General features: G+C 40.4%; 23 protein-coding genes. 4 read left to right on the forward strand and 19 right to left on the reverse strand.

Annotated elements, in window-relative coordinates; genetic code table 11:
- Positions 1–137: 137 nt before the first annotated feature.
- Both E4F24_RS07315 and E4F24_RS07320 read left to right on the forward strand, forming a co-directional pair.
- Positions 138–1238, forward strand: a complete 1101-nt coding sequence (locus tag E4F24_RS07315; RefSeq protein WP_140938029.1) for a tetratricopeptide repeat protein — start codon at positions 138–140, stop codon at positions 1236–1238.
- Positions 1239–1415: 177 nt separating this feature from the next.
- The gene (locus E4F24_RS07320; protein WP_140938030.1) at positions 1416–3533 is read left to right on the forward strand and encodes a carboxy terminal-processing peptidase; all 2118 of its coding nucleotides are present in this window, start codon (positions 1416–1418) and stop codon (positions 3531–3533) included.
- Between the two features lie 101 nt (positions 3534–3634).
- Here E4F24_RS07320 and pgi read toward each other — a convergent pair whose 3' ends face one another.
- Positions 3635–5287 carry a glucose-6-phosphate isomerase gene (gene pgi / locus E4F24_RS07325; protein ID WP_140938031.1) on the reverse strand — a complete coding sequence of 551 codons (1653 nt, stop codon included), beginning with the start codon at positions 5285–5287 and terminating at the stop codon, positions 3635–3637.
- 130 nt (positions 5288–5417) lie between these two features.
- On the opposite strand from pgi, the gene prfB reads away from it, so the two are divergent.
- Positions 5418–6501 (forward strand): peptide chain release factor 2 gene (gene prfB, locus E4F24_RS07330; protein ID WP_140938032.1). Its coding sequence is split into 2 segments (ribosomal slippage): positions 5418–5477 and positions 5479–6501, totalling 1083 coding nucleotides; the frame shifts between segments, so codons are not numbered across the junction.
- Positions 6502–6583: 82 nt separating this feature from the next.
- On the opposite strand, the gene dcd is transcribed toward prfB, so the two are convergent.
- Positions 6584–7120 (reverse strand): dCTP deaminase, encoded by a 537-nt coding sequence (gene dcd, locus E4F24_RS07335; RefSeq protein WP_140938033.1) that lies wholly within the window; start codon positions 7118–7120, stop codon positions 6584–6586.
- A gap of 245 nt (positions 7121–7365) precedes the next feature.
- Between dcd and E4F24_RS07340 the strand changes: the two genes are divergently transcribed.
- Positions 7366–8004, forward strand: a complete 639-nt coding sequence (locus E4F24_RS07340) for a 4'-phosphopantetheinyl transferase family protein (protein ID WP_140938034.1) — start codon at positions 7366–7368, stop codon at positions 8002–8004.
- Here the strand turns inward: E4F24_RS07340 and E4F24_RS07345 are convergent, their stop codons facing one another.
- The 17 genes from E4F24_RS07345 to E4F24_RS07425 all read right to left on the reverse strand — a co-directional run bounded on the left by E4F24_RS07345 (position 8005) and on the right by E4F24_RS07425 (position 26876).
- Positions 8005–9051, reverse strand: a complete 1047-nt coding sequence (locus E4F24_RS07345) for an AI-2E family transporter (protein ID WP_140938035.1) — start codon at positions 9049–9051, stop codon at positions 8005–8007.
- A gap of 165 nt (positions 9052–9216) precedes the next feature.
- Complete coding sequence (locus E4F24_RS07350; RefSeq protein ID WP_140938036.1) at positions 9217–11748, reverse strand: DUF5686 and carboxypeptidase-like regulatory domain-containing protein; 2532 nt, start codon at positions 11746–11748, stop codon at positions 9217–9219.
- A 114-nt stretch (positions 11749–11862) separates the two neighbouring features.
- Positions 11863–13248 carry an NADH-quinone oxidoreductase subunit N gene (locus E4F24_RS07355; RefSeq protein WP_140938037.1) on the reverse strand — a complete coding sequence of 462 codons (1386 nt, stop codon included), beginning with the start codon at positions 13246–13248 and terminating at the stop codon, positions 11863–11865.
- A gap of 29 nt (positions 13249–13277) precedes the next feature.
- Positions 13278–14723: a complex I subunit 4 family protein gene (locus E4F24_RS07360; protein WP_140938038.1), complete on the reverse strand. Its 1446-nt coding sequence runs from the start codon at positions 14721–14723 to the stop codon at positions 13278–13280.
- Positions 14724–14745: 22 nt separating this feature from the next.
- Complete coding sequence (gene nuoL / locus E4F24_RS07365) at positions 14746–16665, reverse strand: NADH-quinone oxidoreductase subunit L (protein WP_140938039.1); 1920 nt, start codon at positions 16663–16665, stop codon at positions 14746–14748.
- A 22-nt stretch (positions 16666–16687) separates the two neighbouring features.
- Positions 16688–17017 carry an NADH-quinone oxidoreductase subunit NuoK gene (gene nuoK / locus E4F24_RS07370; protein ID WP_140938040.1) on the reverse strand — a complete coding sequence of 110 codons (330 nt, stop codon included), beginning with the start codon at positions 17015–17017 and terminating at the stop codon, positions 16688–16690.
- Positions 17010–17513 carry an NADH-quinone oxidoreductase subunit J family protein gene (locus E4F24_RS07375; RefSeq protein WP_140938041.1) on the reverse strand — a complete coding sequence of 168 codons (504 nt, stop codon included), beginning with the start codon at positions 17511–17513 and terminating at the stop codon, positions 17010–17012. The genes nuoK and E4F24_RS07375 overlap by 8 nt, the downstream gene beginning before the upstream one ends.
- 1 nt (position 17514) lies before the next feature.
- Positions 17515–18039 (reverse strand): NuoI/complex I 23 kDa subunit family protein, encoded by a 525-nt coding sequence (locus E4F24_RS07380; RefSeq protein ID WP_140938042.1) that lies wholly within the window; start codon positions 18037–18039, stop codon positions 17515–17517.
- A 91-nt stretch (positions 18040–18130) separates the two neighbouring features.
- On the reverse strand, positions 18131–19168 hold the full coding sequence (gene nuoH, locus E4F24_RS07385) for an NADH-quinone oxidoreductase subunit NuoH (RefSeq protein WP_140938043.1): 1038 nt from the start codon (positions 19166–19168) through the stop codon (positions 18131–18133).
- 13 nt (positions 19169–19181) lie between these two features.
- A complete protein-coding gene (locus E4F24_RS07390; RefSeq protein ID WP_140938044.1) occupies positions 19182–20198 on the reverse strand; it encodes an NADH-quinone oxidoreductase subunit G in 1017 nt (338 codons plus the stop codon).
- Positions 20199–20215: 17 nt separating this feature from the next.
- Positions 20216–21571 (reverse strand): NADH-quinone oxidoreductase subunit NuoF, encoded by a 1356-nt coding sequence (gene nuoF, locus E4F24_RS07395; RefSeq protein WP_140938120.1) that lies wholly within the window; start codon positions 21569–21571, stop codon positions 20216–20218.
- Positions 21572–21576: 5 nt separating this feature from the next.
- The gene (locus E4F24_RS07400; RefSeq protein WP_140938045.1) at positions 21577–22104 is read right to left on the reverse strand and encodes an NADH-quinone oxidoreductase subunit NuoE family protein; all 528 of its coding nucleotides are present in this window, start codon (positions 22102–22104) and stop codon (positions 21577–21579) included.
- Complete coding sequence (locus tag E4F24_RS07405; protein WP_181182403.1) at positions 22097–23332, reverse strand: NADH-quinone oxidoreductase subunit D; 1236 nt, start codon at positions 23330–23332, stop codon at positions 22097–22099. Before E4F24_RS07405 ends, E4F24_RS07400 begins: the two co-directional genes overlap by 8 nt.
- 24 nt (positions 23333–23356) lie before the next feature.
- The gene (locus E4F24_RS07410; protein WP_140938046.1) at positions 23357–23860 is read right to left on the reverse strand and encodes an NADH-quinone oxidoreductase subunit C; all 504 of its coding nucleotides are present in this window, start codon (positions 23858–23860) and stop codon (positions 23357–23359) included.
- Positions 23853–24407 carry an NADH-quinone oxidoreductase subunit B gene (locus E4F24_RS07415; RefSeq protein ID WP_140938047.1) on the reverse strand — a complete coding sequence of 185 codons (555 nt, stop codon included), beginning with the start codon at positions 24405–24407 and terminating at the stop codon, positions 23853–23855. The genes E4F24_RS07410 and E4F24_RS07415 overlap by 8 nt, the downstream gene beginning before the upstream one ends.
- A 103-nt stretch (positions 24408–24510) precedes the next feature.
- Entirely contained in the window at positions 24511–24891 is a 381-nt protein-coding gene (locus E4F24_RS07420) for an NADH-quinone oxidoreductase subunit A (protein ID WP_140938048.1), read from the reverse strand.
- 254 nt (positions 24892–25145) lie between these two features.
- Entirely contained in the window at positions 25146–26876 is a 1731-nt protein-coding gene (locus E4F24_RS07425) for a tetratricopeptide repeat protein (protein WP_140938049.1), read from the reverse strand.
- Positions 26877–26882 lie beyond the last annotated feature (6 nt).

A 26882-nucleotide genomic window follows, 5' to 3' on the forward strand; every position in this document is an offset into this window, starting at 1 on the left:
TACCAACCTCAAACTTAGATGATAAGGTTACTATGATGCAAGTGATTCATTTGTGTATGCCGACAATGTATGAATAGGCTCATTATGTTCGGTTTGTGAATGCAAAGCATTTTAGCTAAGTTTGATAAAATCGTTATATGCAAAGATCATTTTTCATCACTCTTATATCTACGTTAGCATCTATTTTTCAGACAGGTACCTCCTTTTCCCAAAAAAAAGAAACTGTGCTAGATCCGGCCGGAGTTGTTACAAAATACGATACTGAATTCGATGGAATAGGGCCAGAAGTATATGTATTGCCTCCCCCCCGAACAAAAGAAGAAATGCTCAGGGATACTTATGCAGAAATTCTATCTTTTCAGGACAGTATACAACAGGCTATTGTTTACCAACGCTTGGTATCTGATTTTAAATCGACCAATAATGACGGTTTGATAAAAACAATCATCAACCCACTACCAAAAGATGAACTTACTTGGAACACAGTAATTGAAACTAACATACAGCAAGAAAACTACGGTATAGCGTATGGATTACTTAACGCGTATGCGAATCAATCGCTATCAATAGAACAGATTAACCGGGCTATCAGCCTATTGAAAAATGCGCTACAACAGGTAAATAAACATCAGAACACGCATGACCGTGGAATTATTCAATCCAACCTTTCCTCATTATTGATTTATTCTAAACAGCTTATAGAAGCTGGTAATTATGAAGAAGCATATTATCAACAGGCTGTCAAAGATAAAAGCATAGTGGAACAGGCTGAGTCCCTGGTAAAAATCGCAAAAATCCAGGCGCAGGATAGGGATTTTAAATCTGCTGAAAACACTATTATCCGAAAAGCCATTCCGCTGTTCAATAAAAGCAAACACTACGAAGGAAAAATACTGGCTTGGCAGGAATTAGCCAACATCTATCAGATGCAAAACAAGCATACTGAAGCGCAATGGTTTTTAATACAGGCACGCGATCTGGCTGAAACAAAAAATTTCCCGAATAAACTCGCGGAGATCGAGTATATGTTGGCTTCGTCCAAATTCATCCAAAAGAATTATAGTGTCGCAAAAAAAGAGTTGAACAAAGCGAATGACCTAGCCCGCAAGGAAAATAACAAGCTGCTACAGCTCGCTATCATCGAAAAACTAGGCCGTATCAACATGATTCAACACAATATAGATGATGCCGAAGAAAATCTGGAACATTATTGGACATTGAGAGCCGAGCTTTTTTGACTTTACTCCAAGTTAGTGTACCACGGAAGTTACAAAAATAATCGACCCCTTTTGGTAATTTATTACGTTAAGCAGATATAAGCTTGACATTTTTTTAACTAAATTTAGCCCTTTCAAGATTTTAGAGAGAATTTTGAAAGTAGTTATTGAAGAATGATATCTAATACAACGTTAAATATGTTTAAAAATTTAGTTTTTTGTTTAGCCTTAATCTCTGTTGTAGCATGTGGTTCTAAGCCACGTGTACAGCTCGAAGAGGGAGGTATAAACTTAGCCCCCACGGTGCAACATGAGGTCATAGCAAAAGAAGTTGCCATGCTACTCGAAAATCACAGCTATAAGAAGGTACCTATGAGCGACTCTTTATCTGCCATTGTTTTCAACAATTTAATAAAGTCCGTAGATCAAGGCAAAACTTATCTTATCCAATCGGATATTGATGGTATCCAACAATATAAAAATACAATCAGTCAGGATTTCCGTCAAGGTGATCTATCCGCATCCTTTCATATTTTCAATATTTACTCACAGCGTTATTTACAGTGCATGGAATATGCGTTGACACAGATTGATGCACCCCACGATTTTACGGTTGATGAGAATTACTCGAACTTTAGAGAGAAACTGGGCTGGTTTAAATCGGAAGAGGAACTGAAAGATCAATGGCGCAAGCGCGTGAAATATGACTTACTAAATCTTCGTCTGACCAGTACAGACAAGGGAGCTGACGAAGAAAAGCATAAAGAGACGTTGCGTAAACGCTACAACAACTTAATCTCTCAAGCAAAAAAAACAAATTCCAACGATGCTTTTCAATTGATCATGACTTCGTTAACGGATGCTGTAGATCCACATACAACGTACTATAACCCTTCGTTTGCCCAAGCATTTAACGAAGGGATGTCCAATACATTAGAAGGTATCGGGGCACGTCTTCAAATGGAAAACGAAATGGTTACGATTAAAGAAGTAATTGCCGGAGGTCCTGCTTTTAAAGACAAGACCCTACAAATGGACGATCGTATTATCGGTGTAGCACAAGGAAATGGTGAATTTGAAGACATCATAGGATGGCGCTTAGATGCTGCGGTAGCAAAGATAAAAGGCCCTAAGGGAACAATTGTTCGTTTGAAAATACTTCCTGCGGGTCAAGAATTGACTGCACAACCAAAAACTGTTTCGTTAACACGTGAAAAAATCGTTATCGCGGAAGAATCTGCCAAAAAATCGATTAAAACTGTCCAAGGTGAAGACGGAAAATCATATAAGGTAGGAGTTATTACCTTGCCTAAATTCTATATTGATTTTGACGCTTACCGCAAACGTGACCCAGACTATAAGAGTACTACCCGTGATGTAAAATTAATTTTGGATAGCCTCAATAATGAGAAGGTCGATGCAGTTGTATTGGATTTACGTAATAACGGTGGAGGATCGCTACAGGAAGCCATTGAACTTACAGGATTGTTCATTGACAAAGGTCCTGTTGTGCAGGTACGCGATGTCCGCAACCGTGTTGAAGTAGAAAGTGACAACGAGAGCGGTGTAAAATGGAGTGGACCATTTGGTGTAATTATCAACAGATTCTCTGCATCAGCATCTGAAATTTTCGCTGGCGCAATTCAAGACTATGGCCGGGGCATTATATTAGGTTCTACGACTTATGGTAAAGGAACTGTACAATCGGCTATTGAAATGGCACGGTTTATCAGCCCAACCAACAAATTATTATTGAAGGCTGCAGGAGGCGACCCCGACACCCCTAATGGCGCACCTGAGTTCGGACAGATCAACATCACGATGGGTAAATTTTACCGTGTAAATGGTAGCAGTACGCAACATAAAGGTGTAGATGCTGATGTTATTTTTCCGACACAGTATTCGGCGGAGAAATTTGGCGAAAGCTCAGAACCATCGGCTTTGCCTTGGGATCAAATCAAGACGACGACCTATGCTAAAATAGGTAATCTTACCACAACGATTCAAAAACTGAATGTTTCTCATCAGACACGAATGGCAAAATCACCGGAATACAAATTCTTGTTGGAGGATATTGAAGAGTTCAACAAAAGTGAATCGGTACCGCAGATTAGCTTAAACGAAACAAAGCTTAAAAAGGAACGCGATAATAGCATCGCCAAAAACAGGGCACGTATCAACAAAGTTTTGGAATTACGGGGACTTCCACTTTGGAAAGAAGGAGAACCTCAACCTAAAACAGAATTCGACTTCGTACTCGATGAAAGTTTGAAGGTGATGTCAGACTTTATTCCATTGGAAAATCTTAGCAAATAACGCTATAGCATGCTTAAATAAAAAACCTTCAACATAATAAGTTGAAGGTTTTTTTTGTTTGTAGTGTAAGGGCTTTACTTCGGCGCGACTTCACAATAGTACTAATCGGCTCGCCAATTTTTATATTGATTGATCAATCCATTGGTAGAGCTATCGTGACTTGAAACCACAGCATCATCATCCAATTCGGGCAATATTTTATTGGCCAATTGCTTGCCCAATTCCACGCCCCATTGATCGAAACTGAAGATATTCCAGATGATACCCTGCACAAAGATCTTATGTTCATAAAATGCAATCAGTGTTCCAAGACTTCTGGGTGTAATTTTCTTGATCAGAAAAGAATTACTTGGACGATTGCCCTCAAAAACTTTATAGTTTTTTAACTTTTCAATTTCAGGTTCCGTTTTACCCGCTTGCTGGAGTTCAGCGACCACTTCCTCTTCATTTTTGCCATTCATCAATGCTTCGGTCTGTGCAAAAAAGTTGGACAATAACAACTGGTGATGATTGCCGATCGGATTGTGCGAAATGGCAGGTGCAATGAAATCACAAGGGATCAATTTGGTTCCCTGGTGAATTAACTGATAGAACGCATGTTGGCCATTGGTACCCGGCTCTCCCCAAATAACAGGTCCTGTTTCATAATCGACACGATTGCCATTTCGGTCTATATATTTACCGTTACTTTCCATATCTCCTTGTTGGAAGTAAGCCGCAAAACGATGTAAATATTGATCATACGGCAATATGGCGTGACTTTCGGCCCCAAAGAAATTATTATACCATATCCCGAGCATTGCTAATATTACTGGTATGTTTTCTTCAAAAATGGCTTCTTGAAAATGTACATCTGCTTCGTAAGCACCTTGCAATACTTCTTCAAAGTTGTCAAATCCGATGGAAAGCGCAATAGAAAGACCGATGGCAGACCACAGGGAATAGCGACCTCCTACCCAATCCCAAAACTCAAACATATTCTTTGGATCGATACCGAATGCCGAAACACCTTTTTCATTTGTGCTCAACGCGGCAAAATGCTTGGCTACGTCGGCTTCTACCGCTCCGGATTTCAAAAACCAATCTTTTGCCGATTGTGCATTTGCCATGGTTTCTTGCGTGGTAAATGTCTTCGAGGCGACTAAGAATAAGGTTGTTTCCGGGTTAAGACCTTTCAATGTTTCGGCGATATGTGTTCCGTCCACATTGGAAACAAAGTGCACGTGGAGATGTGTTTTATAGGCTTTTAATGCTTCGGTAACCATTACAGGGCCTAAATCTGAACCGCCAATACCGATATTAACGACATCTGTAATCGCTTTTCCGGTATAACCTTTCCACGTACCCGAATGTATCTGTTGGCAAAAGGCTTTCATCTGCTCTTTCACTGCTTTTACCTTTGGCATCACATCTTCACCATCGACAATGATCGGATTACCCGATTGATTACGCAAAGCGGTATGTAATACCTCGCGTCCTTCCGTAACATTTATTTTTTCCCCTGAAAACATCGCATGGATTGCTTTTTCCAATTGACATTCGCGCGCTAATTGGATAAGTAATGCAAATGTTTCGGTATTGATTCTATTCTTGGAATAATCCAACAGAATGTCGTTTAACTGCACAGAGAAGTTTTCAAACCGCTGTGGATCTTCTTGAAAAAGTTGAGATATCGATTTCTCGTTGATGGCAATATAATGGTCTGCCAGATACTGATAGGCAGGGGTTTCGGTAAAATTTATGGATGGAAACATATTTAAATTTGTGTTTAATCCAAAGATAACAATTCTAGGCGGAAACATATAAAAGCAAATTTATCTAAGTTTATTACACAATTGAACAGGTTTATGCCTGTTTCTCCTTTTTACTGTTTACTTTTGTTTTATGACGAAAGAACACATTCAAGACTTGAGGGACAGAGTAACGGCCCTGAGGAGGCATCTTTGACATAGATGCAAAAAAAGCAGAGATAGAAGAACAAACCGCTATCACCCTACAGTCCGACTTTTGGAACGACTCTAAAGCTGCAGAGATCATTTTAAAATCCATTCAGATTACAAAGGTATGGACCGATCAATACGATGAGGTCTCCTCTGCCGTAGAAGATGCTTACGTACTGTACGAGTTTTACCAAACTGGTGATGCCACAGAGAAAGAGCTTGAAGAGCAATACAAGATCGCGCTGACCCATGTCGAAGAACTCGAATTTAAAAACATGCTCAGCGCTGAGGAAGATCAATTGGATGCAATCTTACAAATTACAGCTGGCGCAGGAGGTACAGAGAGCTGTGATTGGGCAGCGATGCTGATGCGTATGTACATCATGTGGGGAGAAAAACATGGCTGTAAAGTAACGGAACAGGATCATCAAGAAGGTGATGTAGCCGGGATAAAGTCCGTAACCTTACAGTTATCCGGAAATTTTGCCTATGGTTATCTAAAAGGTGAAAATGGAGTTCACCGTCTTGTACGGATCTCCCCTTTTGATTCAAATGCCAAAAGACATACTTCTTTTGCGTCGGTATACGTTTATCCGTTGGTGGATGATAATATAGAGATCGATATAAAAGATTCTGAAATCGAATGGGATACATTTCGTGCCGGGGGCGCCGGAGGGCAAAATGTAAATAAAGTGGAGACAGCAGTACGTCTTCATCATAAGCCTACGGGTATTATCATCAAAAATCAGGAATCGCGTTCGCAGCTTCAGAACAAAGAGAATGCGCTACGCCTGTTGAAATCCCAACTGTACGAAATTGAAATGCGCAAACGGGAGGAAGCAAGTGCAGTAATCGAAGGATCTAAAAAGAAAATCGAATGGGGATCGCAGATACGTAATTATGTATTGCATCCGTATAAATTAATCAAAGATTTGCGAACCGGAACCGAAACATCCAATACGCAGGGTGTGCTGGACGGAGATCTGAATGAGTTCCTGAAATCCTATCTCATGGAATTTGGAGGTTAATATTGGACAAGGACAGAAGGAACAAGGTTAAAGTACTGAAAAACTTTCTTTGTTCCTTTTATCCTTATTTCATCTATCTTCTTTAAAACGAGTTCTTCCACATCATACTTTCTACCGGACGCACAGTTTTACTATTATACTTCGCATTGCCCTTCGTATTATATAGGGTTTCGATCTCTCCTTCTACAGCAAAATAAATCAATTGACCGACAGGCATACCTGCATATATGCGTACGGGTTGTGCGACCGAAATTTCCAGCGTCCAGGTATTACAAAAGCCCACATCACCCTTACCTGCAGTAGCATGAATATCAATACCTAATCGACCCGTACTCGACTTTCCTTCTAGAAATGGAACATGTGCATGGGTTTCAGTATATTCTAATGTTACGCCTAAATATAACGTATTTGGCTGCAACACAAAACCTTCTTCAGGAATTTCAAAATGATCGATTTCATTGTGTTTTTTAGCATCCAAAACACGATCGCTATACGTTGCTAGATACTTTCCCAGATGTACATCATAGGAATTTGTACCTAACCCCTTCCGATCAAATGGTTCAATAACAATCGTTCCCTTTTCTATTTCTTCTAATATTCGTTTGTCTGATAAGATCATATAGGTAATTTAATAACCGGCCAAGCCAGTAAGTTTCCAAACTTAGATAAATTTGACTTTACATGCAATTCTAATCGTATATATAAAGTCAAATTTTCGGTCTCTCCTCAGCCTTTGAAAATTTATTTAACGAGGAAAAATACGTTATTACTTGAATCCAAGCAACTTTTAATTATTAAGGGATTAAAAAGGAAGGTTTAAACTTTTAATTTTGACTTTTCCCTTTTTACTTTTTACTTTTATCTATGGCACTGGTATATTTAAGAGAGTTAGACAGCACTACCAAATTTGCGATTTGGAAAATTGAAGAAAGTGCACAGGATCTTTTGACGAAACTTCAGTTGGATGATCGGGAAAAAGCAAAACTCCAACAGCTGAGCAAAGGCAAACGAACGTTGCACTGGCTGGCGACTCGCGTGCTGCTGCGCTATTTACTACAGACGAACGAGTATATCAATTGCCCTTCGGATGCCAATGGTAAACCGTACCTGCCGGATTTTCCGTATAAAATTTCCCTGACTCACTCTTTCGATTATGCGGGTGTGATATTGAGTACCAACGGAGAATGTGGCATCGACCTGGAAATTGTAAAAGATAAGGTATTACGTATTAAAGAAAAATTTCTTAAACCGGAAGAGCTGAGCTTTATTTCTACCGAATATGAAATTGAACAGCTATATGCCTGTTGGTGTGCCAAGGAAGCTGTTTATAAGTTGCAGGGGAATAAAGGGGTTTCCTTTTTGCATGACATGACCATACAGCCTTTTAACTATAAGGCACAGGGGGTGATGACATTGACACTAAAAAAAGGACATGAGGAATATAGCTTTCATGTGCATTATGAAAAATTTAACACTTATATGTTGGGTTACGTAGTGGAATAGTTAACGTTGATCTTGTTCCAGTTGCTCTCGCTTTAATGCCAAGCGTTTATTGGCTTTATAAATTTTTACGGCAATTAAAAAGTACGCTAAAAGAAGCGGACCATATACTAGGCCCATAATTCCGAACAGAGGCAGACCTATTATAACACCCACCACCGTAATAAGCGGATGAATATCCCCTATCTTTTTTGCGATGATTAACCGCAATACATTATCAATATTGATGACAAGCCCAAAGCCCCACAGTAGCAGCCCAACCGCCTGCCAACTCTGCCCATCCGTGAATAAGATCAACGATGCGGGAACAAAAATCAACGGCGGACCGATAAGTGGAATAAACGACATGATTGCACAAATGACCCCCCAAAATAATGGATCAGAAACGCCGAAGATCCAAAACCCCAAAGAAAGGCATCCTCCCTGCACAATAGCAATAAACGTTTGTCCGATAATATTCGAATAGGTTATGTTCTTTAGCTCTTCGCCAAAGATAATCGCATTCTCATCATCAAATGGCAAATAATGAACGATCCCATTCTCAAAGCCTTTATAGTTGACAAATAGAAAATACAGGATAAAATACATAACCGTCACTTCTAAAAACATATTGGCTGCCATACCCAAAACGGCAGTCAACAATCCTCCCGCATAGGCTGCGCTGGACTCGATCTGTTCTTTTAGAAAATCAGGTTTCCCCAACTTATCCCCGACGAATGTATTGATCGCGTCAATAATACTGTTGATCCATTCAGGATTACTTTGTAATTCCCTTGCTTTATTCACGAGCATCGAGCCAATACCTACAAACGGAAGGACAATGATAAAAAGGGAAATAAGGATAATAAAGACCGAGGAGAACGATTTAGGCCAACGCCACTTTTCTATTAAAAATCGATTAAGATTACGAAATAGGGTGTACATAACCAACGTCCCGAGAATAGCGCTAAAAATCCCTTTTAATGCATATAGGAGTATAGCGCCAAGAAAAAGAACAATAATGAGGATAATGATATTCCTTTCCTTCTGCGAAAAAACAGTATTGTTCATATATAGATAGTTATTTCGGGCAACACACTTGTGATACTGTATATAACAATATTTCAGAAATTTGGTTTTTGCTTTTCAATGAAGGGTGCAATACCCGCTGCTGCTTCCACAGACACCAGCCCTATTTTACATGTAAAAATGCGTTGATAACAACATTAACCCCACTTAGAAATCAAAATGGAGCGCAATTCGAATTCGTTCTTTATTGACCCCTGCATGATCGAGGTAATTGAGTCGCTTTATATATTCTACCTTCAGTACTTTAAGAATATTACCGATCCCGATATACCCTTCCCAATATGGATCCTTACCCAATACATGAGTTATCGTATTTCCATCTCTATCATTATCAAAATGAACCCCTCCCACACCATTATAAGGATTATTTGACGTCGACAAGTTACCATAGAACATTTTCGCGCCAAACACTTCGCGCAACTTTAACTTTTTGATCAGTGGAAGTTTATTAAATATAAACCCCTGTAGCTGGTGATCATAGGAAAATTTAAGGAACTGATCGGCTACAAATTCCATATTATTCGTTAGTTCATAGGATATGGTATGACGATCTTTGATTTCCTGCACATTCGGCATTTCCAAAAGAGGATACGGCAAATCGCCCCAAATCTTACCTACTGAAAAAGTCATATCTCCAAAGCCAAGCTGGTTTAGAAACCATCTTTTGGATACAAAAAACCGTAACGCATCGTAATTATATGATGACGTCCAAAAACCTTCCAATCCCTTGTTGTATTGCAAGCTGAAAATTGGATATTTTTCGACAACTGTCGTCCTCCGGAGGTTACGGTAATAAAACTTTTCGAAAGGTGCCCATCGGAGCGTCAACTGTACATCATTCGTATTGATTCGGTCTAAAAATTGGGTTGTATCTATTGCTAGCGGAAAACGCAAATCACCTACCGGTACCCGCTGCTGATGGGTCAGGTTTGTAGAAAGGCTGAAATGATTACCAAACTCTACTACATGTCCCAATCGGTATGCATCGGAGGACAACCATTTTTGTGGTCTATTGGTTCGAAACCCCTGAAAGAAACTATCGCCCTTTAAAAAGCCGATACCTCTACCCGGGTCAAATACATCGTGCTGGATGGTGCCCTCGATATAGTGGGCAGGAAAAGTTGCGATAGATTTTCCATTTAGCGATACGGCAGATCTTAAAAAATACTTCCATGCCTCGTCCCGCGTTCCGTAGGCCAGATATCCCTCCAAATAAACTTTATCTGAAAAAGCCTCTGTCGTACGTCCGCCCAATCTAAAGCGATTGCCTTCTAGATTATTCTGATGATATGCGTATTCTAGTGGTCCTAGCTCCACCTTTCCTAATGAATAATAACTTTGTGAAAGCAGGTATCCCAGAGAGAGCAGTGTCTTAAAGGATTTCAAGTTGTTGATGCTATCTACATCGTCGTATGTACGCTGCTCGACAGGATTTAAAGCAACTGGGCGATTTTGCGCAACCAGAGAATAGACATCCAATTTTGTTTCAATTGGTGCTCCGGCAAACAATCCTTCAGGAAGAGGCATCCTCAAATTATAATCTTCATTGACACTCAGGCGCTCTCCGAATATCACATCGGTCTTACCTCTTCCAAATAACACCCGTACCAATGCTGTATCCTGTAGCATAATACCATCTTGATCTGGCGAATATGCTAAACGAATATCAAATTCATTTATCCAATTGATATTGGTATTTTTGCCTACATGCATGCTGGCTTGTTTCACTGCGTACCTACCATCAAGAGAGACCTGTAGCTCTCCTCTTAGTAGGAGGTCTGTACTATTACGTGGTTCGAAAGCTAGCCTCACGTAGAGTTCCTTCGGCGTACGAACCGTATCAAGGATATAGTACTTATAGTAAATCTTACCGTTATCGGCAATCGGACTTAAAAAGAGCTTATTAAGAAAAAATATACTTTCGTCATAGATGTCGACCGACTGAAACAAGTAATTCATATACGACTGCACGTTTGGATTATTGATGTAACGTGCATCAAATTCTGTTTTCTCCTGCGCGCGGATAATTTTCTTTTGACGGGAAGGGCTTTGTTGGGAATAGTTGTCCGAGATATTTTCTTCCATATATAGGGTGAGCAGTTCTTTGCCAGCCACTACGGAGGTGTCAATATTCCGAAAGAAAAAACTCAAGCTTCCGAGACTGTTTCTGGTTGAACTTGGCGGATCAACCAATCCAAATTTTATTTTTTCATACTGCTTAAAGTATAGACTATCCCTACTCGAAAGTCTGTTTCGTCCTTTATTCTGGATCACCAGATCAATAAGTTCAACGGCGGAATTATTTCTATTGGAATACTTTCTTTTTCGGAATATATCGACCGCTTCAATTTCGTTTTGATCGGGTTTCAAGTACAGAGTCAATAAAGAGTCCTGCGGATAAATAGGAACTTCGCGTGATAAATAGCCGAGCGCCTTAATCATGACTATCAACTCGGAAGAAGAATCGAATGGGATCGAAAACTGTCCCGAAGCATCAGTGGACGTACCTAAGGTACTTCCTTTCACGACAATACTTACTCCCGAAATCGGCCTGTGCGACTCTTCATCTATCACCTGACCTTTAAAAATAGATTGAGCCAATGCAGAGATGATTGTGAACTTCACAATGACTCCTATAAGAAACATACGTAATAGCAACAATTTTCCTTCTCTGCGCATAACAACCTTGGTCAATTATAAAGATACAATTTGTAGATAACGTTCAAAATTTAATGCAAGAAAAAAGAGGTTTTTCTAGCGAAAAACCTCTTTTACCATAACTAATTATTTCTTTTACAGTATGCTCAAGATACAATCCGGATACAGTCCTATTAAAATGGTAACTAGCGTGGCAATGATAAAAACGATTTTAAAGTTCAGCGGTACACTTACCTCCACAGCTCCTTCATCCGCAGACTTGAAATACATGTGCACCACAACCCGCAGATAATAAAAAACACCTATCGCCGCATTAATGGCCGCAAGGATCAACAGCGTAATTTTATAATCCTGCATGACAGTATGAAACATCATAAACTTTCCAATAAATCCCGCTGTAAGGGGAATACCTGCCAACGAAAGCATGGCTATAGTAATTGCAATGGCCAATAACGGATTTGTCTTTCCCAATTCGTTAAATGCAATAAATTGATCCGATCCATGTGCTCGCTTTACCAATATCAACCCTCCAAAAGCGGTTACAGAAGCTAACGAATAAGCAATCGCGTAGGTAAAGATGCCTGAGGCAGAATCTGCTCCTATTGCGACAATAGCAAACAACATATAACCGGCATGTGCTATACTCGAATAAGCCAGCATACGCTTAAAGCTGGTTTGCATCAACGCACTGATATTACCCATAAATAAGGTAATAATCACGATAACGAGTAGAACCGGTGTCCAATAATCATGTAAGGGAACAAATACATAGCTGAATAGGCGCAAGAAACCAGCGAAGGAAGCTACTTTCACGACCGTACTCATGTAACTTGTAATCAATATGGGAGCCCCATCGTATACATCCGGTGTCCAAAAATGAAATGGTGCTGCACCTATTTTAAAACATAAGCCGACCAAGAGCAGCAATATCCCACCATAGAACAATGGAGAGATCGTCTGCGGATTACCGATCACATAGTCTTTCACTCCGGTAATATCGAATGTTCCAGTCGCCCCATATAATAGGGTAATTCCGAACAATAAAAAGCCTGTAGAGAAGGCTCCCATTAGGAAGTATTTTAAAGCCGCTTCATTCGAGTTGAAATCGGTTTTTCGTATACCCACCAATATATAAAGTGCAACTGACATGATTTCTATTCCAACAAAAAGCATCGCAAAATTATGGTAGGAATTGACCAACAATGCACCCGTCAGCGAGAACAGTATTAATGTATAATACTCAGCAACATTACTACTAATAGCCCTAAAATATTCTTTGGAAAGCAGTAATATCAATCCAGTAATGACAATACAAAGGATAGAAAACGACAGCGCAAGGTTGTCAAACACCACCATTCCATGATATATAGGCGTAGCGCCTGTGTCCCATGCAGCTATTTCAAAACCCAGCGCCACTACTAACCCGAGCAATGTCACGGGCAATAAAGCATTCTTGGCTTTATACAGCCCTAAATACAATACTAATATTCCTAATAAAGACAGCGTTATAATCGCACCCATAATTCTTTTCTTATATAATATTCGCTATATTAAAATTTAACCTCTTGTAATATTTGCAAGACGGAAGCCTCAGATAACTGCAATAATCCGTTCGGAAATATCCCCAAATACACAATAAGGATTGATATAATCGTGAGCAAGACAAGCTCGTGACCTTTTATGTCGACGACACCCGCTTGTTGTTCCGCTAACTCACCCAACATGGTTCGCTGATACAACCGCAACATGTAAACGGCTCCCAATATCAACGTGAGCCCACCAAAGACGGCAAACCATACACCATAGTCAAAAATACCTTTGAGTAACAAAAACTCACCGACAAAGCCATTGGTTAATGGCAACCCTACTGCTCCCATTATGATAATCAGGAAAAAGACGGCCAATTTTGGCATATTGTTCGCAAGCCCGCCGAGATCACGTAATGATCGGGTTTGCGTCTTTCTTTCTATAATATCAATTACAAAAAATAATCCGATGACACTGATACCGTGATTTACCATCTGCATCATCGCACCTTGCAGACCTTCTTGATTCCAGGCAAATACACCTGCACTGATCAGTCCGACGTGTGCAATAGACGAATAAGCAATAAGCCGTTTGGCATCCCGCTGTTTGAATGCAATGATAGAGGCGTACACAATACCGATCACGCATAAGATCAATGCGAGCTGACCGTATGCTGCTACGCCAAGAGGTGCAATCGGAATCAGCCAACGGATCAATCCATAAACACCCATTTTCAGCATAATACCAGCCAATAACATCGTGCCTGCAGCGGGCGCATGGGTATAGGTATCCGGTTGCCAGGTATGGAACGGAAAGATAGGAATCTTAATAGCGAAAGCTAAGAAAAAGGCCCAAAATATCCATCTTTGCGTAGGATCGGCTAAGGCTAATCCAGTAAAAGAAGTCCATTCAAAATCATTATTTGGTGTTTGATGATATAAATAGATTATAGCGACCAACATAAATATACTTCCCAGGAAAGTATATACAAAAAATTTAAGGTTGACCCTTATGCGATCACCGTCTCCCCATAGTGCACAAATAAAATAGATCGGAATCAGTGCAATTTCCCATCCGACATAAAATGTAAATGCATCCAGGGCAGTAAATACCAATAGCAACCCAGCCTGCATAAAAGCGACCAAGGCATAGAAATTGCCTTTTAAGGATCTACCAAAGGTCGAAAGTACGATGAGCGGAATCAAACCATTTGTCAGTAAAACAAGAGGCAGGCTAATACCATCTATTCCAATATGAAAATGAATACCCAAGCTCTTTATCCACGGGAAGGATTGCTCAAATTGGATCGCTCCCTCGGGGACAAACTGGCATAAGAAGGGTATTGTCAATAGGAACTGTGTTAACGACAAACCAAGCGCTGCCCACTTTGAAATCGTCGTCGATTTCATAAAGGCTAAAACCAGTGCGCTAATTATAGGTAATATCAGTAGTATAAAAAGGTTATCCATTGATTACTTCAATTATTATAAACTATAGGTTTAATAATCCGTACAACATAATAGCGATCACACCGATTACCATCATGAAAATATAAAATCCAACATGCCCGCTCTGCAATTGCCTTATACCTCTACCCGAAACAATAAAGAAATTTCCCAGACCATTTACCAAGCCATCAATTGCTTCACGATCAACAACTTTATAAAAGAACTTGGATAAGGCGTACAATGGCCGTACAATGAGAGCATCGTAAATTTCATCGATGTAAAATTTGCGGTAAGACAAGTTGTACAATGGGCTCTGTTGCTGTCCATCTTCTTGAGGTATATCCGCACGTTTTACATACTTTGAATAGGCAACGAAAGCCATGATAAGAGCCGCTAAGGACGAAATACCCATTAAGATATACTCTGTTGTATGATCCAAATGGAACGGCTGTGCTACAGCTTGGCTATCCGCAAATACCGGAGTCAGGAAGTTGGCAAGCCAATGACTGCCGTGCAACGCTTCAGGAACATTCAAAAAGCCACCTACCACAGCCAACAAAGCAAGAATAACTAGCGGAACCGTCATTTGCCAAGGCGACTCATGCAGGTGATGGCGCTGTTCTTCTGTACCTCTGAATTTGCCAAAGAAGGTTAAATACAGTAGTCTGAACATATAGAAAGCCGTGCAGAGTGCTGCAAGGAATCCTACTCCCCAAAATATGGGATTGTGCACAAAAGCATAGGCCAATATTTCGTCTTTGGAAAAGAAGCCTGATAACGGAGGTATACCGGCTATGGCGATGGTACCTATCAGCATGGTAGCATACGTAATGGGCAGCGATTTTTTCAATCCCCCCATCCTACGCATGTCCTGCTCGTTACTCATAGCGTGGATTACAGAACCTGCACCTAAGAATAATAATGCTTTAAAGAACGCATGTGTTAAAACATGGAAAAAAGCACCTGTAAATGCACCTACTCCCAATCCTAAAAACATATATCCCAACTGGGAGACGGTCGAATAAGCCAATACCTTTTTGATGTCATTTTGTGTGATAGCGATCAATGCTGCCAATAATGCGGTACAAACACCAATAACGGCGATGATCTGCATAGTTACGGGGGATAAGGTAAACATGATATTTGATCGCGCGATCATGTATATCCCTGCGGTAACCATCGTAGCGGCATGAATCAACGCAGAGACCGGAGTCGGACCCGCCATCGCATCAGGAAGCCAGGTAAATAGTGGGATCTGTGCGGATTTTCCGGTAGCTGCTATGAATAGCAATAACGTAATCACCAGCAAGGTCGAATCACCAGATGACATCTGTGCTGCCTGCCCTAATACCGTACTGAATTCCAACGAACCAAATGTGGCAATAATAAAGAATACCGCAATCAGAAAACCAAGATCTCCTATCCTGTTCATAACGAAAGCTTTCTTAGCTGCAGAAGCATAACTTGAATTTTTATACCAAAAGCCGATAAGCAGGTACGAACACAATCCTACGCCTTCCCATCCAATAAACATAACCAGATAATTGGATCCAAGTACAAGCAATAGCATGAAAAAGACAAATAGATTCAAGTAAGCAAAAAACTTCCCAAATCCGGCATCGTGTGCCATATAACTTATCGAATACAGATGAATCAAAAATCCTATCCCTGTGACGATAAGCAGCATAATGGCACTTAGTGGATCAACGAGGAACGACAGGGAAAAGTTAAGCGAACCTACACTGATCCAATCGAACAGATGGTAGGTGAATACGCCTGTTTCTCCTGCTTGGCGGGCTGCATTTACTTCACCAAATAAAGCACAGCTAATCACGAATGAAACCAGGATAGCACCACTACCGATTATCCCGATTACCGGTTTAGGTAACAGGTTTCGTCCCAGTCCATTTATTATAAATCCTACTAAAGCGCTTAACGGCACTAACCAAACTAATTCTATCATATTATACGGGTATGCTTAATTATTACCAACGTAGTTTACTTAATGATTCTATATCTACAGATTTTGTATTGCGGTACACCATGATCACTATGGCAAGCCCTACCGCGACTTCCGCTGCAGCCAGTGCCATGACGAAAAATACAAACACTTGACCGCTTGCATCGCCTCGATAAGCGGAGAACGCTGCCAACAGGAGGTTTACGGAATTTAACATCAACTCGACACACATCATAATAATAATGACGTTACGACGAATCAATACGCCAATGACACCTATAGAAAATATAACACTACAAAAAATCAAATAATGATTTAATGGTATTCCTTGTATATGTTGAATGACACTATCCATTAGATTCTTTTGTTTCTTTTTTAGCTAATAAAACGGCTCCGATCATTGCGGTCAATAGTAAAAGGGATGATAATTCGAATGGCAGTAGAAACTCATCGAATAAGACTTTACCCAGATTCTGCACCAAACCTACATCTGTATTGCCGGTCACATAGTCATTATTGACTTCAATCACACGAAAAGCGCCTAAAAGTGTTGCCAGTAAACACATCCCCGCGATAGCACCCATAATTTTGACCAAATTGGATCTCATGGGTTCGGTTTCCTTATTGAGGTTCAAGAGCATGAGGACAAAAAGGAAAAGTACCATGATAGCGCCCATATAAACGATGAAATTTACAACGGCTAAGAACTGGGCATTCAACAGGATGTAATGCACCGTAAATGTAAAAAATGTAATAACGAGATATAGTACACTATGTACCGGATTCTTTGCGAAGATGGTCATCAATGCAAAAAATATAGACAAAAATGCGACAAAGTAAAATATGGACATCTTATAATGATTTTTGCTGTGTTAACTGTACCAAATTTATTTTTGGCTCGACCAACTTATCCTTACCGTAAATAAAATCCTTGCGTAGATAATCTGCAGTAACATGGGAACCATCCAGGTAAATCGCTTCTTTAGGACAGGCCTCTTCACACAATCCGCAGAAGATACAGCGCAACATATTAATTTCATAAACGGAAGCGTATTTCTCCTCGCGGTAAAGATGCTCTTCGTCTTTTTGGCGTTCTGCTGCTATCATTGTAATGGCCTCTGCAGGACATGACAATGCGCATAATCCACAGGCGGTACAACGTTCGCGACCTTCCTCATCCCGTTTGAGCGAGTGCTGCCCACGGAAATTTTTTGAATAGGGCCGGATTTGTTCCGGGTATTTTATCGTAGGAATCTTCTTGAAGAAATGCTTCAAGGTGATACTAAGCCCTTTCGCGATGGCAGGTAAATATATACGCTCCCAAAAGTTCATTGGCTTTTGTTCTAATACTTTTTTTCTATTGCTTAATGATTGCATAGCTTTATTTTTTTGTTAGAGGGCTAGAAGGTTAAAGGGCTAAGAGGTTAAAAGGTCTTTCTAACTTCTCACCTTCTAGCTCTCTATCCTTCTAAAAATACGTATCCTTTAATATGGTAATTATTCCCGTCAATACAATATTGGCTATGGCCAATGGAATCAGCATTTTCCATCCTAGTTTCATCAACTGATCGTAGCGAAAACGTGGCAATGTCCAACGAATCCACATGAAAAAGAAGATAAAAGCAAATATCTTCGTGAAAAACACCAAGACACCTATAATCGTGATCCAGTTTTCTGACAGTCCCAACTCATACATGAACGGGAAGTTATACCCACCAAAATACAATGCAGCCATCAGTGCTGATGAAACAAACATATTGATGTACTCGGAGAACATGTAAAGACCCAATTTCATAGACGAATATTCGGTATGGTATCCGCCAATCAGTTCCGTCTCACATTCGGGCAGGTCAAAAGGCACCCGATTACATTCTGCAAATGCACAGGTCATGAAAATAAGGAATCCTAAGGGCTGTACCCAGATATTCCAATTGACAAAACCAGACTGTTGCGATACGATATCACCTATGGATAACGACCCCGTAACCATCAATAAGGCGATCAGGGATAATCCCATTCCTATTTCATAACTGATACTTTGTGACGCTGCACGAATAGCTCCCATCAACGAGAACTTATTGTTAGACGCCCATCCTCCAATCATAATACCATATACACCCAATGCGATCACACCGAATATATATAATACACCTACGTTGATATCAGCCACCTGCAGGGAAACCACACGGTCTCCTATAGTTAGATTCTGCCCCCAAGGGATTACAGCGGAACTAATACATGCAGTAATGATAGCAAGTGTTGGTCCGATAATAAATAAAGGCTTATGTGCTCCAGCCGGAATAATCTCTTCTTTGAAAAAGAATTTTCCTCCATCACAGAGCGGTTGCAAAAGTCCAAACAGGCCGGCACGATCTGGCCCGTAACGATCTTGCATAAACCCAGCGATCTTACGTTCTGCCAGAGTAGAATACATCGCAATTACCAACGAAATGGTAAAAATGATGACAACCAATATTAATTTTTCTAAAATAAAAGCTCCTTCCATTGCGTGCCTGTACTTATTTTAATTTTTCAGTTCTTGCTAGTTGTTCGGCATTGGCTTCTTGCAATGTCGGATTTTCTGTGATAACAGAAGGTGGATTAAAGTTGTAATAATGATTCGCATTAATTACGGATTCTTTATCTACTTGCGTAGGTTCCTCCAAGATCCAATCGTTGGTCTGCTTTGTATCAAAACGACAAGTATTACAGATGAAGTCTTCCACTTCGCCAAACTCGTCTTTACGTCCGGTTACGCGCAATACATCCGCGCCTTTATACCATAATGTGACCTTACCTGAGCAAGACGGACAGTCCCGATGGGCATCCACCGGTTTGGTAAACCAAACCCGATTTTTGAATCGAAACGTTTTATCCGTAAGCGCCCCAACTGGACACACATCAATCACATTTCCAATGAAATCATTGTCTAAGGCTTCTTCAATGAAAGTAGATATTTCGGAATGATCACCTCTATACAGGATGCCATGCTCACGTTTATTGGTAAGCTGATTGGCGACATATACACAACGATAGCATAAGATACATCTATTCATGTGCAATTGTATCTTATCTCCAATATCGATACGTTCAAAGGTGCGGCGCCCAAATTCATAACGTGTTTGCTCGGCACCATGTTCGTAACCCAGATCCTGCAACTTGCATTCACCTGCCTGATCACATACCGGGCAGTCTAAAGGGTGATTGATCAATAAAAACTCCACAACCCCTTTACGTGCATCTACCACTTCCGGCGACGTAATATTTTGTACTTCCATGCCATCCATTACCGTTGTGCGGCAGGAAGCGACCAGCTTTGGCATGGGTCTAGGATCTTTCTCAGATCCTTTAGAAACTTTTACAAGACATGTGCGGCATTTTCCCCCTGAGCCTTCCAATTTGGAATAATAGCACATCGCAGGAGGAACGATATCCCCACCAATCTGACGTGCGGCATTCAGAATAGAAGTACCCGGAGCTACATCCACCGGAATACCATCAATCGTTACTCTAAATTTTACTTCTTCTTCAGCCATCGTATCTGCTATTAATATTATTGTACTACAGGTGCAATAGGATCCGCATAATGTGCTAATCCGTAATTCCTGCTTAGTGCTTCTTGCGGGTGGGTAATATGCCACTCAAATTCATCTCTAAAATGACGAATAGCCGCCGCGACCGGCCACGCCGCTGCATCTCCTAAGGGGCAAATGGTATTACCTTCGATACGGCGCTGCACATCCCATAATAAGTCAATGTCTTCGATGCTTCCTTTCCCTGTTTCAATCTTATGCAATATTTTTTCCATCCAACCGGTTCCTTCCCTACATGGCGAACATTGTCCGCAGCTTTCGTGATGATAAAAGCGGGCGAAATTCCACGTATTGCGCACAATGCACTGATCTTCATCAAAGACAATAAAGCCTCCTGATCCCATCGAACTCCCCGTTGCAAAACCTCCATCGGCCAAGGACTCATACGTCATTAAGCGGGCATTGCCATTTATTGTTTTGGAAATCAAATTTGCCGGCAAGATGGGAACCGATGATCCACCCGGTACCAAAGCTTTCAGCTTTTTACCATTAGCGATCCCGCCACAATATTCGTCTGAATAGATAAACTCTTCCACTGGAAGACCCATATCTATTTCATATACGCCAGGACGTACTATATTCCCACTAGCGGATATGAGTTTTGTACCTGTACTTCGTTCAATGCCAATTTTAGCGTATTCTTCTCCTCCATCGTTGATGATCGGAACTGTAGCTGCAATGGATTCCACATTGTTTACTACTGTAGGGCAGCCATACAATCCCGCTATTGCCGGGAAAGGTGGCTTGATACGTGGATTACCACGTTTACCTTCCAGGGATTCCAATAGCGCTGTTTCTTCACCACAGATATATGCTCCGCCACCTGGTTGAACATAGATCTCCAAATCATACCCCGTCCCTAAAATGTTCTTACCTAAAAATCCGGCGGCTTTCGCCTCGGCAATGGCTTTCTCCATAATACGGATTTGCGGCATCATCTCACCGCGGATATATATATATGATGTATTTGCTCCCAAAGCAAAACTCGACACGATCATACCTTCCAACAAGATATGCGGGATATGCGTCATCAAATAACGGTCTTTGAATGTACCAGGCTCTGACTCATCGCCGTTGCACACCAAATAACGTGGAACACCTTCGGGCTTGGCTAAGAATCCCCATTTCATACCTGTTGGGAAACCAGCTCCACCTCGCCCACGTAAACCTGATTTTTTCACTTCTTCTACTACATCTTCGGGCGACATGGTTTTTAACGCTTTTTCCACAGCACGGTATCCTCCCTGTTGCCGATACACATCAAAAGTATTGATGCCTGGAACGTCTATATGTTCTAATAATAACTTACGACCCATCATGATTAAGCTTCCGTTTGTGCTTTATTTTTCAAAGTTTCAATCAATTGAGCGACACTTTGTTCTGTTAAGTTTTCGTAAAAAGTATATTCCGGACCGATTTGTAATACCGGACCATAACCACACGCAGCAAGACATTCGACCCCACGCCAAGAAAACAATCCATCTGCTGTGACTTCACCCTCTTTTACACCGAGTGCATCTTCTATATACTGCATAATACGCTCCGCTCCTACCAAACAACATGGACCTGTACGACATATTTCCAAATTATACTTCCCTTGCGGACGCAAAAAGTACATCGTATAGAAAGTAGCCACTTCATACACCTCAATCGGTTCGATTTGAAGAAAATGAGCAACTTTATCCATCGCGTCTGTACTCAACCAGCCGTATTCTGCCTGTACCAAATGTAAAAGTGGTAAAAGCGCAGATTTTTGTTTGCCTTGAGGGTAGCGACTTGCGACTTCTGCAAACTTGGTTAATAGTTCCGCAGAAAACTCTACGGGGTGATTTTCTTTTACACTAAGCATCTAATTCTCCTGCAATAACATTTAAACTACTCATGTTAATAATCGCGTCGGAAATTAACATTCCGCTACTCATAGGTGCAAACATTTGATAATTGATAAAGGAAGGCCTTCTGAAGTGAAGACGATAAGGTGTACGACCACCGTCATGAATCAGGTAAAAACCTAATTCTCCATTTCCTCCTTCTACCGCATGATACACTTCGGATTGTGGTGTTTCCCATTCTCCCATGACAATCTTGAAATGATAGATCAACGCCTCCATATTGGTATACACCTGCTCTTTTGGAGGGAGGTAAAACTCCGGTACATCGGCATGGAAAACGCCTGAAGGCTCTTTGGAGATTTTCTCCAATGCCTGTTCGATAATGCGCATCGATTGCCACATCTCTTCGTTACGTACCATGAATCGATCGTATACATCTCCATTGGTACCTACCGGTACATCAAAATCAAATTCTTCGTAAGAACAATAAGGATCAACAACACGCACATCGTAATCGACACCTGTTGCACGTAGAATAGGGCCTGACCAACTATAACTTAAAGCCTCTTCAGGAGTAACTGCAGCCACACCCGAAGTACGCTCTATGAATATTCTATTACGAACAAACAACTCCTCAAATTCTTCTAAAACTGCGGGGAATCGCTTGATAAATTCTTCTATTTTAGCAAACGCGATCTCATTAAAATCCCGTTCGAAGCCACCTATACGGCCAATATTTGTCGTCAAACGCGCGCCACAGATCTCTTCAAAGATCTCATAGATAAATTCACGCTCCTGCATGAGATATAAAAATCCCGAAAATGCACCCGTATCTACACCTAGAATACCGTTACAGATAATATGATCGGCAATACGTGCCAGTTCCATAACGATTACACGCATATACTGCACGCGCTTCGGAATTTCAATACGTAACAGTTTCTCAACTGTCATGTGCCACCCCATATTATTAATGGGGGATGAACAATAATTCAAACGATCTGTTAGCGGTGTAATCTGATAGAACGGTCGGTGTTCTGCAATCTTTTCAAATGCACGGTGAATATAGCCAATTGTTGAAATTCCACTTACGATACGCTCGCCATCAATCTGAAGAACATTCTGAAAAACACCGTGAGTCGCCGGATGTGTTGGCCCTAGATTTAAGGTGATCAGATCATCTTGCGGATCGTTATCAACAAAAACGCTTTTATTATTTGTTATTTTGGTGATGGGTACACTCATCTCTTCTCTATAATTAACTCGGATTTAACGTCCAAAATAAAAATCTTTTTTATCTACCCGATTCGGATCTTCTAAGGGATATTCCTTTCGCATCGGGAAAACACCCAAGTCGTCCATATTTAAAATACGTCGTAAATCCGGGTGACCTTCGAAAATGATTCCAAAGAAATCATAAGTTTCCCGTTCCATCCAATTAGCTCCATTCCAAACTACGGTAGCTGTTGGAATAACCGGATTTTGTCCATCAATATACACTTTAATACGTAAACGTATATTTTGAAAGAGGTTATGTACGTGGTAGACGACCGCAAAAGATTTTTCCTGGTTTGGGTAATGTACCGCTGTAATGTCTGTCAAATAGCGAAACTGAAGTACATCATCCAATTTTACAAACTGCAATACGTCGATAATACTTTCAATTGACGTCTCTATGGTTAAAAGATCGTGTGGTTCTAGCGGATTTCGAATCTGGTCTCCAAATTTATCCTTCAATCGGTTTAAAACACTTTGATTATCCAACTTATCCATTATCTGTAACAATTCCGTATTTCTCCAACAATGCTTTATACTCGGGCGTATTGCGCCGATTAAGTGATTCGCTTTTTACAATATCCTGAAGCCGAAGTACACCATCTAAAATTGCTTCAGGCCTAGGCGGACAGCCTGGCACATATACATCTACAGGGATAATTTCATCTATACCTTGCAATACAGAGTACGTATCAAAAATACCACCGCTGGAAGCACAAGCTCCAACAGCGATCACCCAACGCGGCTCTGCCATTTGAATATATACCTGCTTTAAAACGGGTGCCATTTTCTTTGCTATTGTGCCCATTACGAGCAACATATCAGCTTGTCTTGGGGAAAAGCTTGGCCGCTCCGCACCAAAACGAGCCAAATCATAAGTCGAGCCCATAGTAGCCATAAATTCAATTCCACAACAAGATGTCGCAAAAGGTAATGGCCAAAGGGAATTCGCCCTTGCTAAACCTATAGCTTTATCCAGTGATGTTGCAAAAAATCCTGCCCCCTCTACTCCCGGTGGAGTTTCGCCTAACTTTACGTTACTCATGATATTATTGTTATTCGGTTTAACTCGTCTTTTACTGATCGAACAGTCACAAAATAGTATTTTTCACCCTTTTAAAAAAAGCTATTCTTTATTTATAACGATTCTAATCCCAATCTAGTGCCTTTTTCTTAATGACATAGATAAATCCTAACAGAAGCATCCCCATGAAAATAAACATTTCGATAAGACCTTCCATTCCAAATTCTCTAAAATTAACAGCCCAAGGGTACATAAATATAACCTCTACATCAAATACCACAAACAATAAGGCCACTAAAAAATATTTAATAGAAAAAGGCTGACGGGCGTTTCCAATTACTTTTACACCGGATTCAAAAGATTCCAGTTTACTTTCTGTACGAACCTTTGGTCCTAGCAAATGTGTACTTACTATAGCAAACACACCAAATGCTACAGCCACCCCAAGCTGTATAAGTATTGGAATATAATCGACTGGAAGACTTTCTCCCTGTAGGTTTTCCATAGTTTTCTAATTTGTTATTATTCTAGCAAACATAGATAAATTTGCTTTTATATGCAATTATAATTGTATCGCATATTAAAACAATTATTCATCAATACCCGTTTAATGCCATGAATTAACGTTCCGAGGCTTATCGACCTCTCCTCTGCCATTGAGAACTTGTTCATGGAGGAAATATAACTATTTTTAACACAAAAAATAGGGACTGAACCAGTCCCTATTCTATGATATTAATCATTAATATTAAATAACTATTAACTTTCTAGATATTCAATATAAGCATTTGCAAACTCATCTTCCGGAGATAATTGTAGCGAACTTTTGAATGACTTCAATGCTGCATCATACTGCTCCTGCGTAATTTGGTAATATCCGATATAATTATACGCATCTACAAGATATGATTTCTCGGTATCTGTAATAGTACCACCACCTGCTTCTTTATCTTTAAGCACTTGAATCAATTGGGCAAATGCCGGAACAAATAAGCCTTTACATTGATCTGCCTCTTCTGGGTTAACATTATCCAATGAAATGTTTACATACCCAGTTAGATACAATGCACGTGCTAAATATTCATCATTAACTTTTTGATCATTCGATTTGATGATAACATCAAATGCTTTCAATGCGGTATCGAATTCTTTTGCCGGATCCTCACCTTTTTCCTTTTTCGCTATACCTCCGCGAAAATTTGAATCTCCTAAGAAGAAATTCGCTTCGTAGAAATAGTCGGTACCTTGTTGACTTGCCGGGATATTGAAAATACCCGATGCAACATTATACTTACCTTCCCCATAAGCAATCATACCCGCCGTTCCGATTTCCGGCATCATCTCTGGATTTTTTGCTAATGCTATTTTCAGATTTACCAATCCCTTATCTACATTTCCAGTCTGGATATAAGACAAACCTGAAAATAAATAGTCATAATCGATCAAACGGCTAGTGTCTGATTCTGCAAACAATTTATCAAAGTAGCCAACTGCCTTTTGGTAATCTTCATCTTGGTTAAACGCAATATATCCCAAATAACGGTATACCTTCGCGTCTACGCCCGGTGCATTTTCCAATTGTTGCGCAACAGTCTTTAACTCATCGTATTTTTGTCCCCATACCAAGAAATCTGCATAGCGCACACGAGCATCTATAGAATTGTCACCGGTTACTGCCAGATATTTTTTATAGCTATCTACTGCCTTCGCTATTTCCGTATCGTACGTTGCTTTTTGCTCATCCGTATCATGTGGAAGACGTTTGGCAAACTGCAATTGTGTTTCTGCCAGTTCACGATAAATAGGCCCAAAAGCTGGATACTCTTCACTTAAGCTTGTTAATTGCTCTAACGCAACATCGTAAGCCTGCGCACGACGTATAATAACGGCTTGAGCCACTTTTGCTTTAATCAAGTTTTCATTAATATTTAACGCATCACGATAGTTAAGATACGCTTGGCTACTTTCATTCAACCCCACGTACGCATCCCCCAATGCTACAGGAATCAATGCGTCCTTTGCGTTTTTTGATTTCGCTTGTGTCAAATATTCAATTGCCTTCATATAATCCGGCTTTGGCGCATCAATATAAGCTCGGCCCACATAATATAATGGCAGATAGTCCTTTTTTCCTAAGCCTGATGTAGCTACTGCAAACTTTTGTTCTGCAGCAGCTACGTTTCCTTTCTGCAGATCTACAATCCCTAATCCTACGTTATTTAATTGTTCTTTTGGGCTATTCATTAAACCTTCACTAAATACGATAGCAGCAGAATCAATTTTATCATTGATTAAGTGTACCTGACCTAAGTAAAAGTAATTTACACCATCTTTAGCTTTCTTTTGCACAAGATTTTGCAAAATACCTTTAGCTTTATCGTACTGCTCTGCCTCAATTGCTGCTTGAGCATCTTTTAAACTTTGAGCACTTACCGAACTAACCACTGCCCCTGCCATTAAAAGACTCAAAAATAATTTGCTTTTTGTCATAACTTT

The sequence above is a fragment of the Sphingobacterium lumbrici genome, assembly GCF_006476045.1.
Taxonomy (GTDB): Bacteria; Bacteroidota; Bacteroidia; order Sphingobacteriales; family Sphingobacteriaceae; genus Sphingobacterium; species Sphingobacterium lumbrici.

What these genes read in the sequence shown, in the direction of transcription:
- E4F24_RS07315 (WP_140938029.1), top strand. Translation starts at nt 138, where the DNA reads ATGCAAAGATCATTTTTCATCACTCTTATATCTACGTTAGCATCTATT.
- E4F24_RS07320 (WP_140938030.1), top strand. Translation starts at nt 1,416, where the DNA reads ATGTTTAAAAATTTAGTTTTTTGTTTAGCCTTAATCTCTGTTGTAGCA.
- pgi (WP_140938031.1), bottom strand. Translation starts at nt 5,287, where the DNA reads ATGTTTCCATCCATAAATTTTACCGAAACCCCTGCCTATCAGTATCTG.
- dcd (WP_140938033.1), bottom strand. Translation starts at nt 7,120, where the DNA reads ATGATCTTATCAGACAAACGAATATTAGAAGAAATAGAAAAGGGAACG.
- E4F24_RS07340 (WP_140938034.1), top strand. Translation starts at nt 7,366, where the DNA reads ATGGCACTGGTATATTTAAGAGAGTTAGACAGCACTACCAAATTTGCG.
- E4F24_RS07345 (WP_140938035.1), bottom strand. Translation starts at nt 9,051, where the DNA reads ATGAACAATACTGTTTTTTCGCAGAAGGAAAGGAATATCATTATCCTC.
- E4F24_RS07350 (WP_140938036.1), bottom strand. Translation starts at nt 11,748, where the DNA reads ATGCGCAGAGAAGGAAAATTGTTGCTATTACGTATGTTTCTTATAGGA.
- E4F24_RS07355 (WP_140938037.1), bottom strand. Translation starts at nt 13,248, where the DNA reads ATGGGTGCGATTATAACGCTGTCTTTATTAGGAATATTAGTATTGTAT.
- E4F24_RS07360 (WP_140938038.1), bottom strand. Translation starts at nt 14,723, where the DNA reads ATGGATAACCTTTTTATACTACTGATATTACCTATAATTAGCGCACTG.
- nuoL (WP_140938039.1), bottom strand. Translation starts at nt 16,665, where the DNA reads ATGATAGAATTAGTTTGGTTAGTGCCGTTAAGCGCTTTAGTAGGATTT.
- nuoK (WP_140938040.1), bottom strand. Translation starts at nt 17,017, where the DNA reads ATGGATAGTGTCATTCAACATATACAAGGAATACCATTAAATCATTAT.
- E4F24_RS07375 (WP_140938041.1), bottom strand. Translation starts at nt 17,513, where the DNA reads ATGTCCATATTTTACTTTGTCGCATTTTTGTCTATATTTTTTGCATTG.
- E4F24_RS07380 (WP_140938042.1), bottom strand. Translation starts at nt 18,039, where the DNA reads ATGCAATCATTAAGCAATAGAAAAAAAGTATTAGAACAAAAGCCAATG.
- nuoH (WP_140938043.1), bottom strand. Translation starts at nt 19,168, where the DNA reads ATGGAAGGAGCTTTTATTTTAGAAAAATTAATATTGGTTGTCATCATT.
- E4F24_RS07390 (WP_140938044.1), bottom strand. Translation starts at nt 20,198, where the DNA reads ATGGCTGAAGAAGAAGTAAAATTTAGAGTAACGATTGATGGTATTCCG.
- nuoF (WP_140938120.1), bottom strand. Translation starts at nt 21,571, where the DNA reads ATGGGTCGTAAGTTATTATTAGAACATATAGACGTTCCAGGCATCAAT.
- E4F24_RS07400 (WP_140938045.1), bottom strand. Translation starts at nt 22,104, where the DNA reads ATGCTTAGTGTAAAAGAAAATCACCCCGTAGAGTTTTCTGCGGAACTA.
- E4F24_RS07405 (WP_181182403.1), bottom strand. Translation starts at nt 23,332, where the DNA reads ATGAGTGTACCCATCACCAAAATAACAAATAATAAAAGCGTTTTTGTT.
- E4F24_RS07410 (WP_140938046.1), bottom strand. Translation starts at nt 23,860, where the DNA reads ATGGATAAGTTGGATAATCAAAGTGTTTTAAACCGATTGAAGGATAAA.
- E4F24_RS07415 (WP_140938047.1), bottom strand. Translation starts at nt 24,407, where the DNA reads ATGAGTAACGTAAAGTTAGGCGAAACTCCACCGGGAGTAGAGGGGGCA.
- E4F24_RS07420 (WP_140938048.1), bottom strand. Translation starts at nt 24,891, where the DNA reads ATGGAAAACCTACAGGGAGAAAGTCTTCCAGTCGATTATATTCCAATA.
- E4F24_RS07425 (WP_140938049.1), bottom strand. Translation starts at nt 26,876, where the DNA reads ATGACAAAAAGCAAATTATTTTTGAGTCTTTTAATGGCAGGGGCAGTG.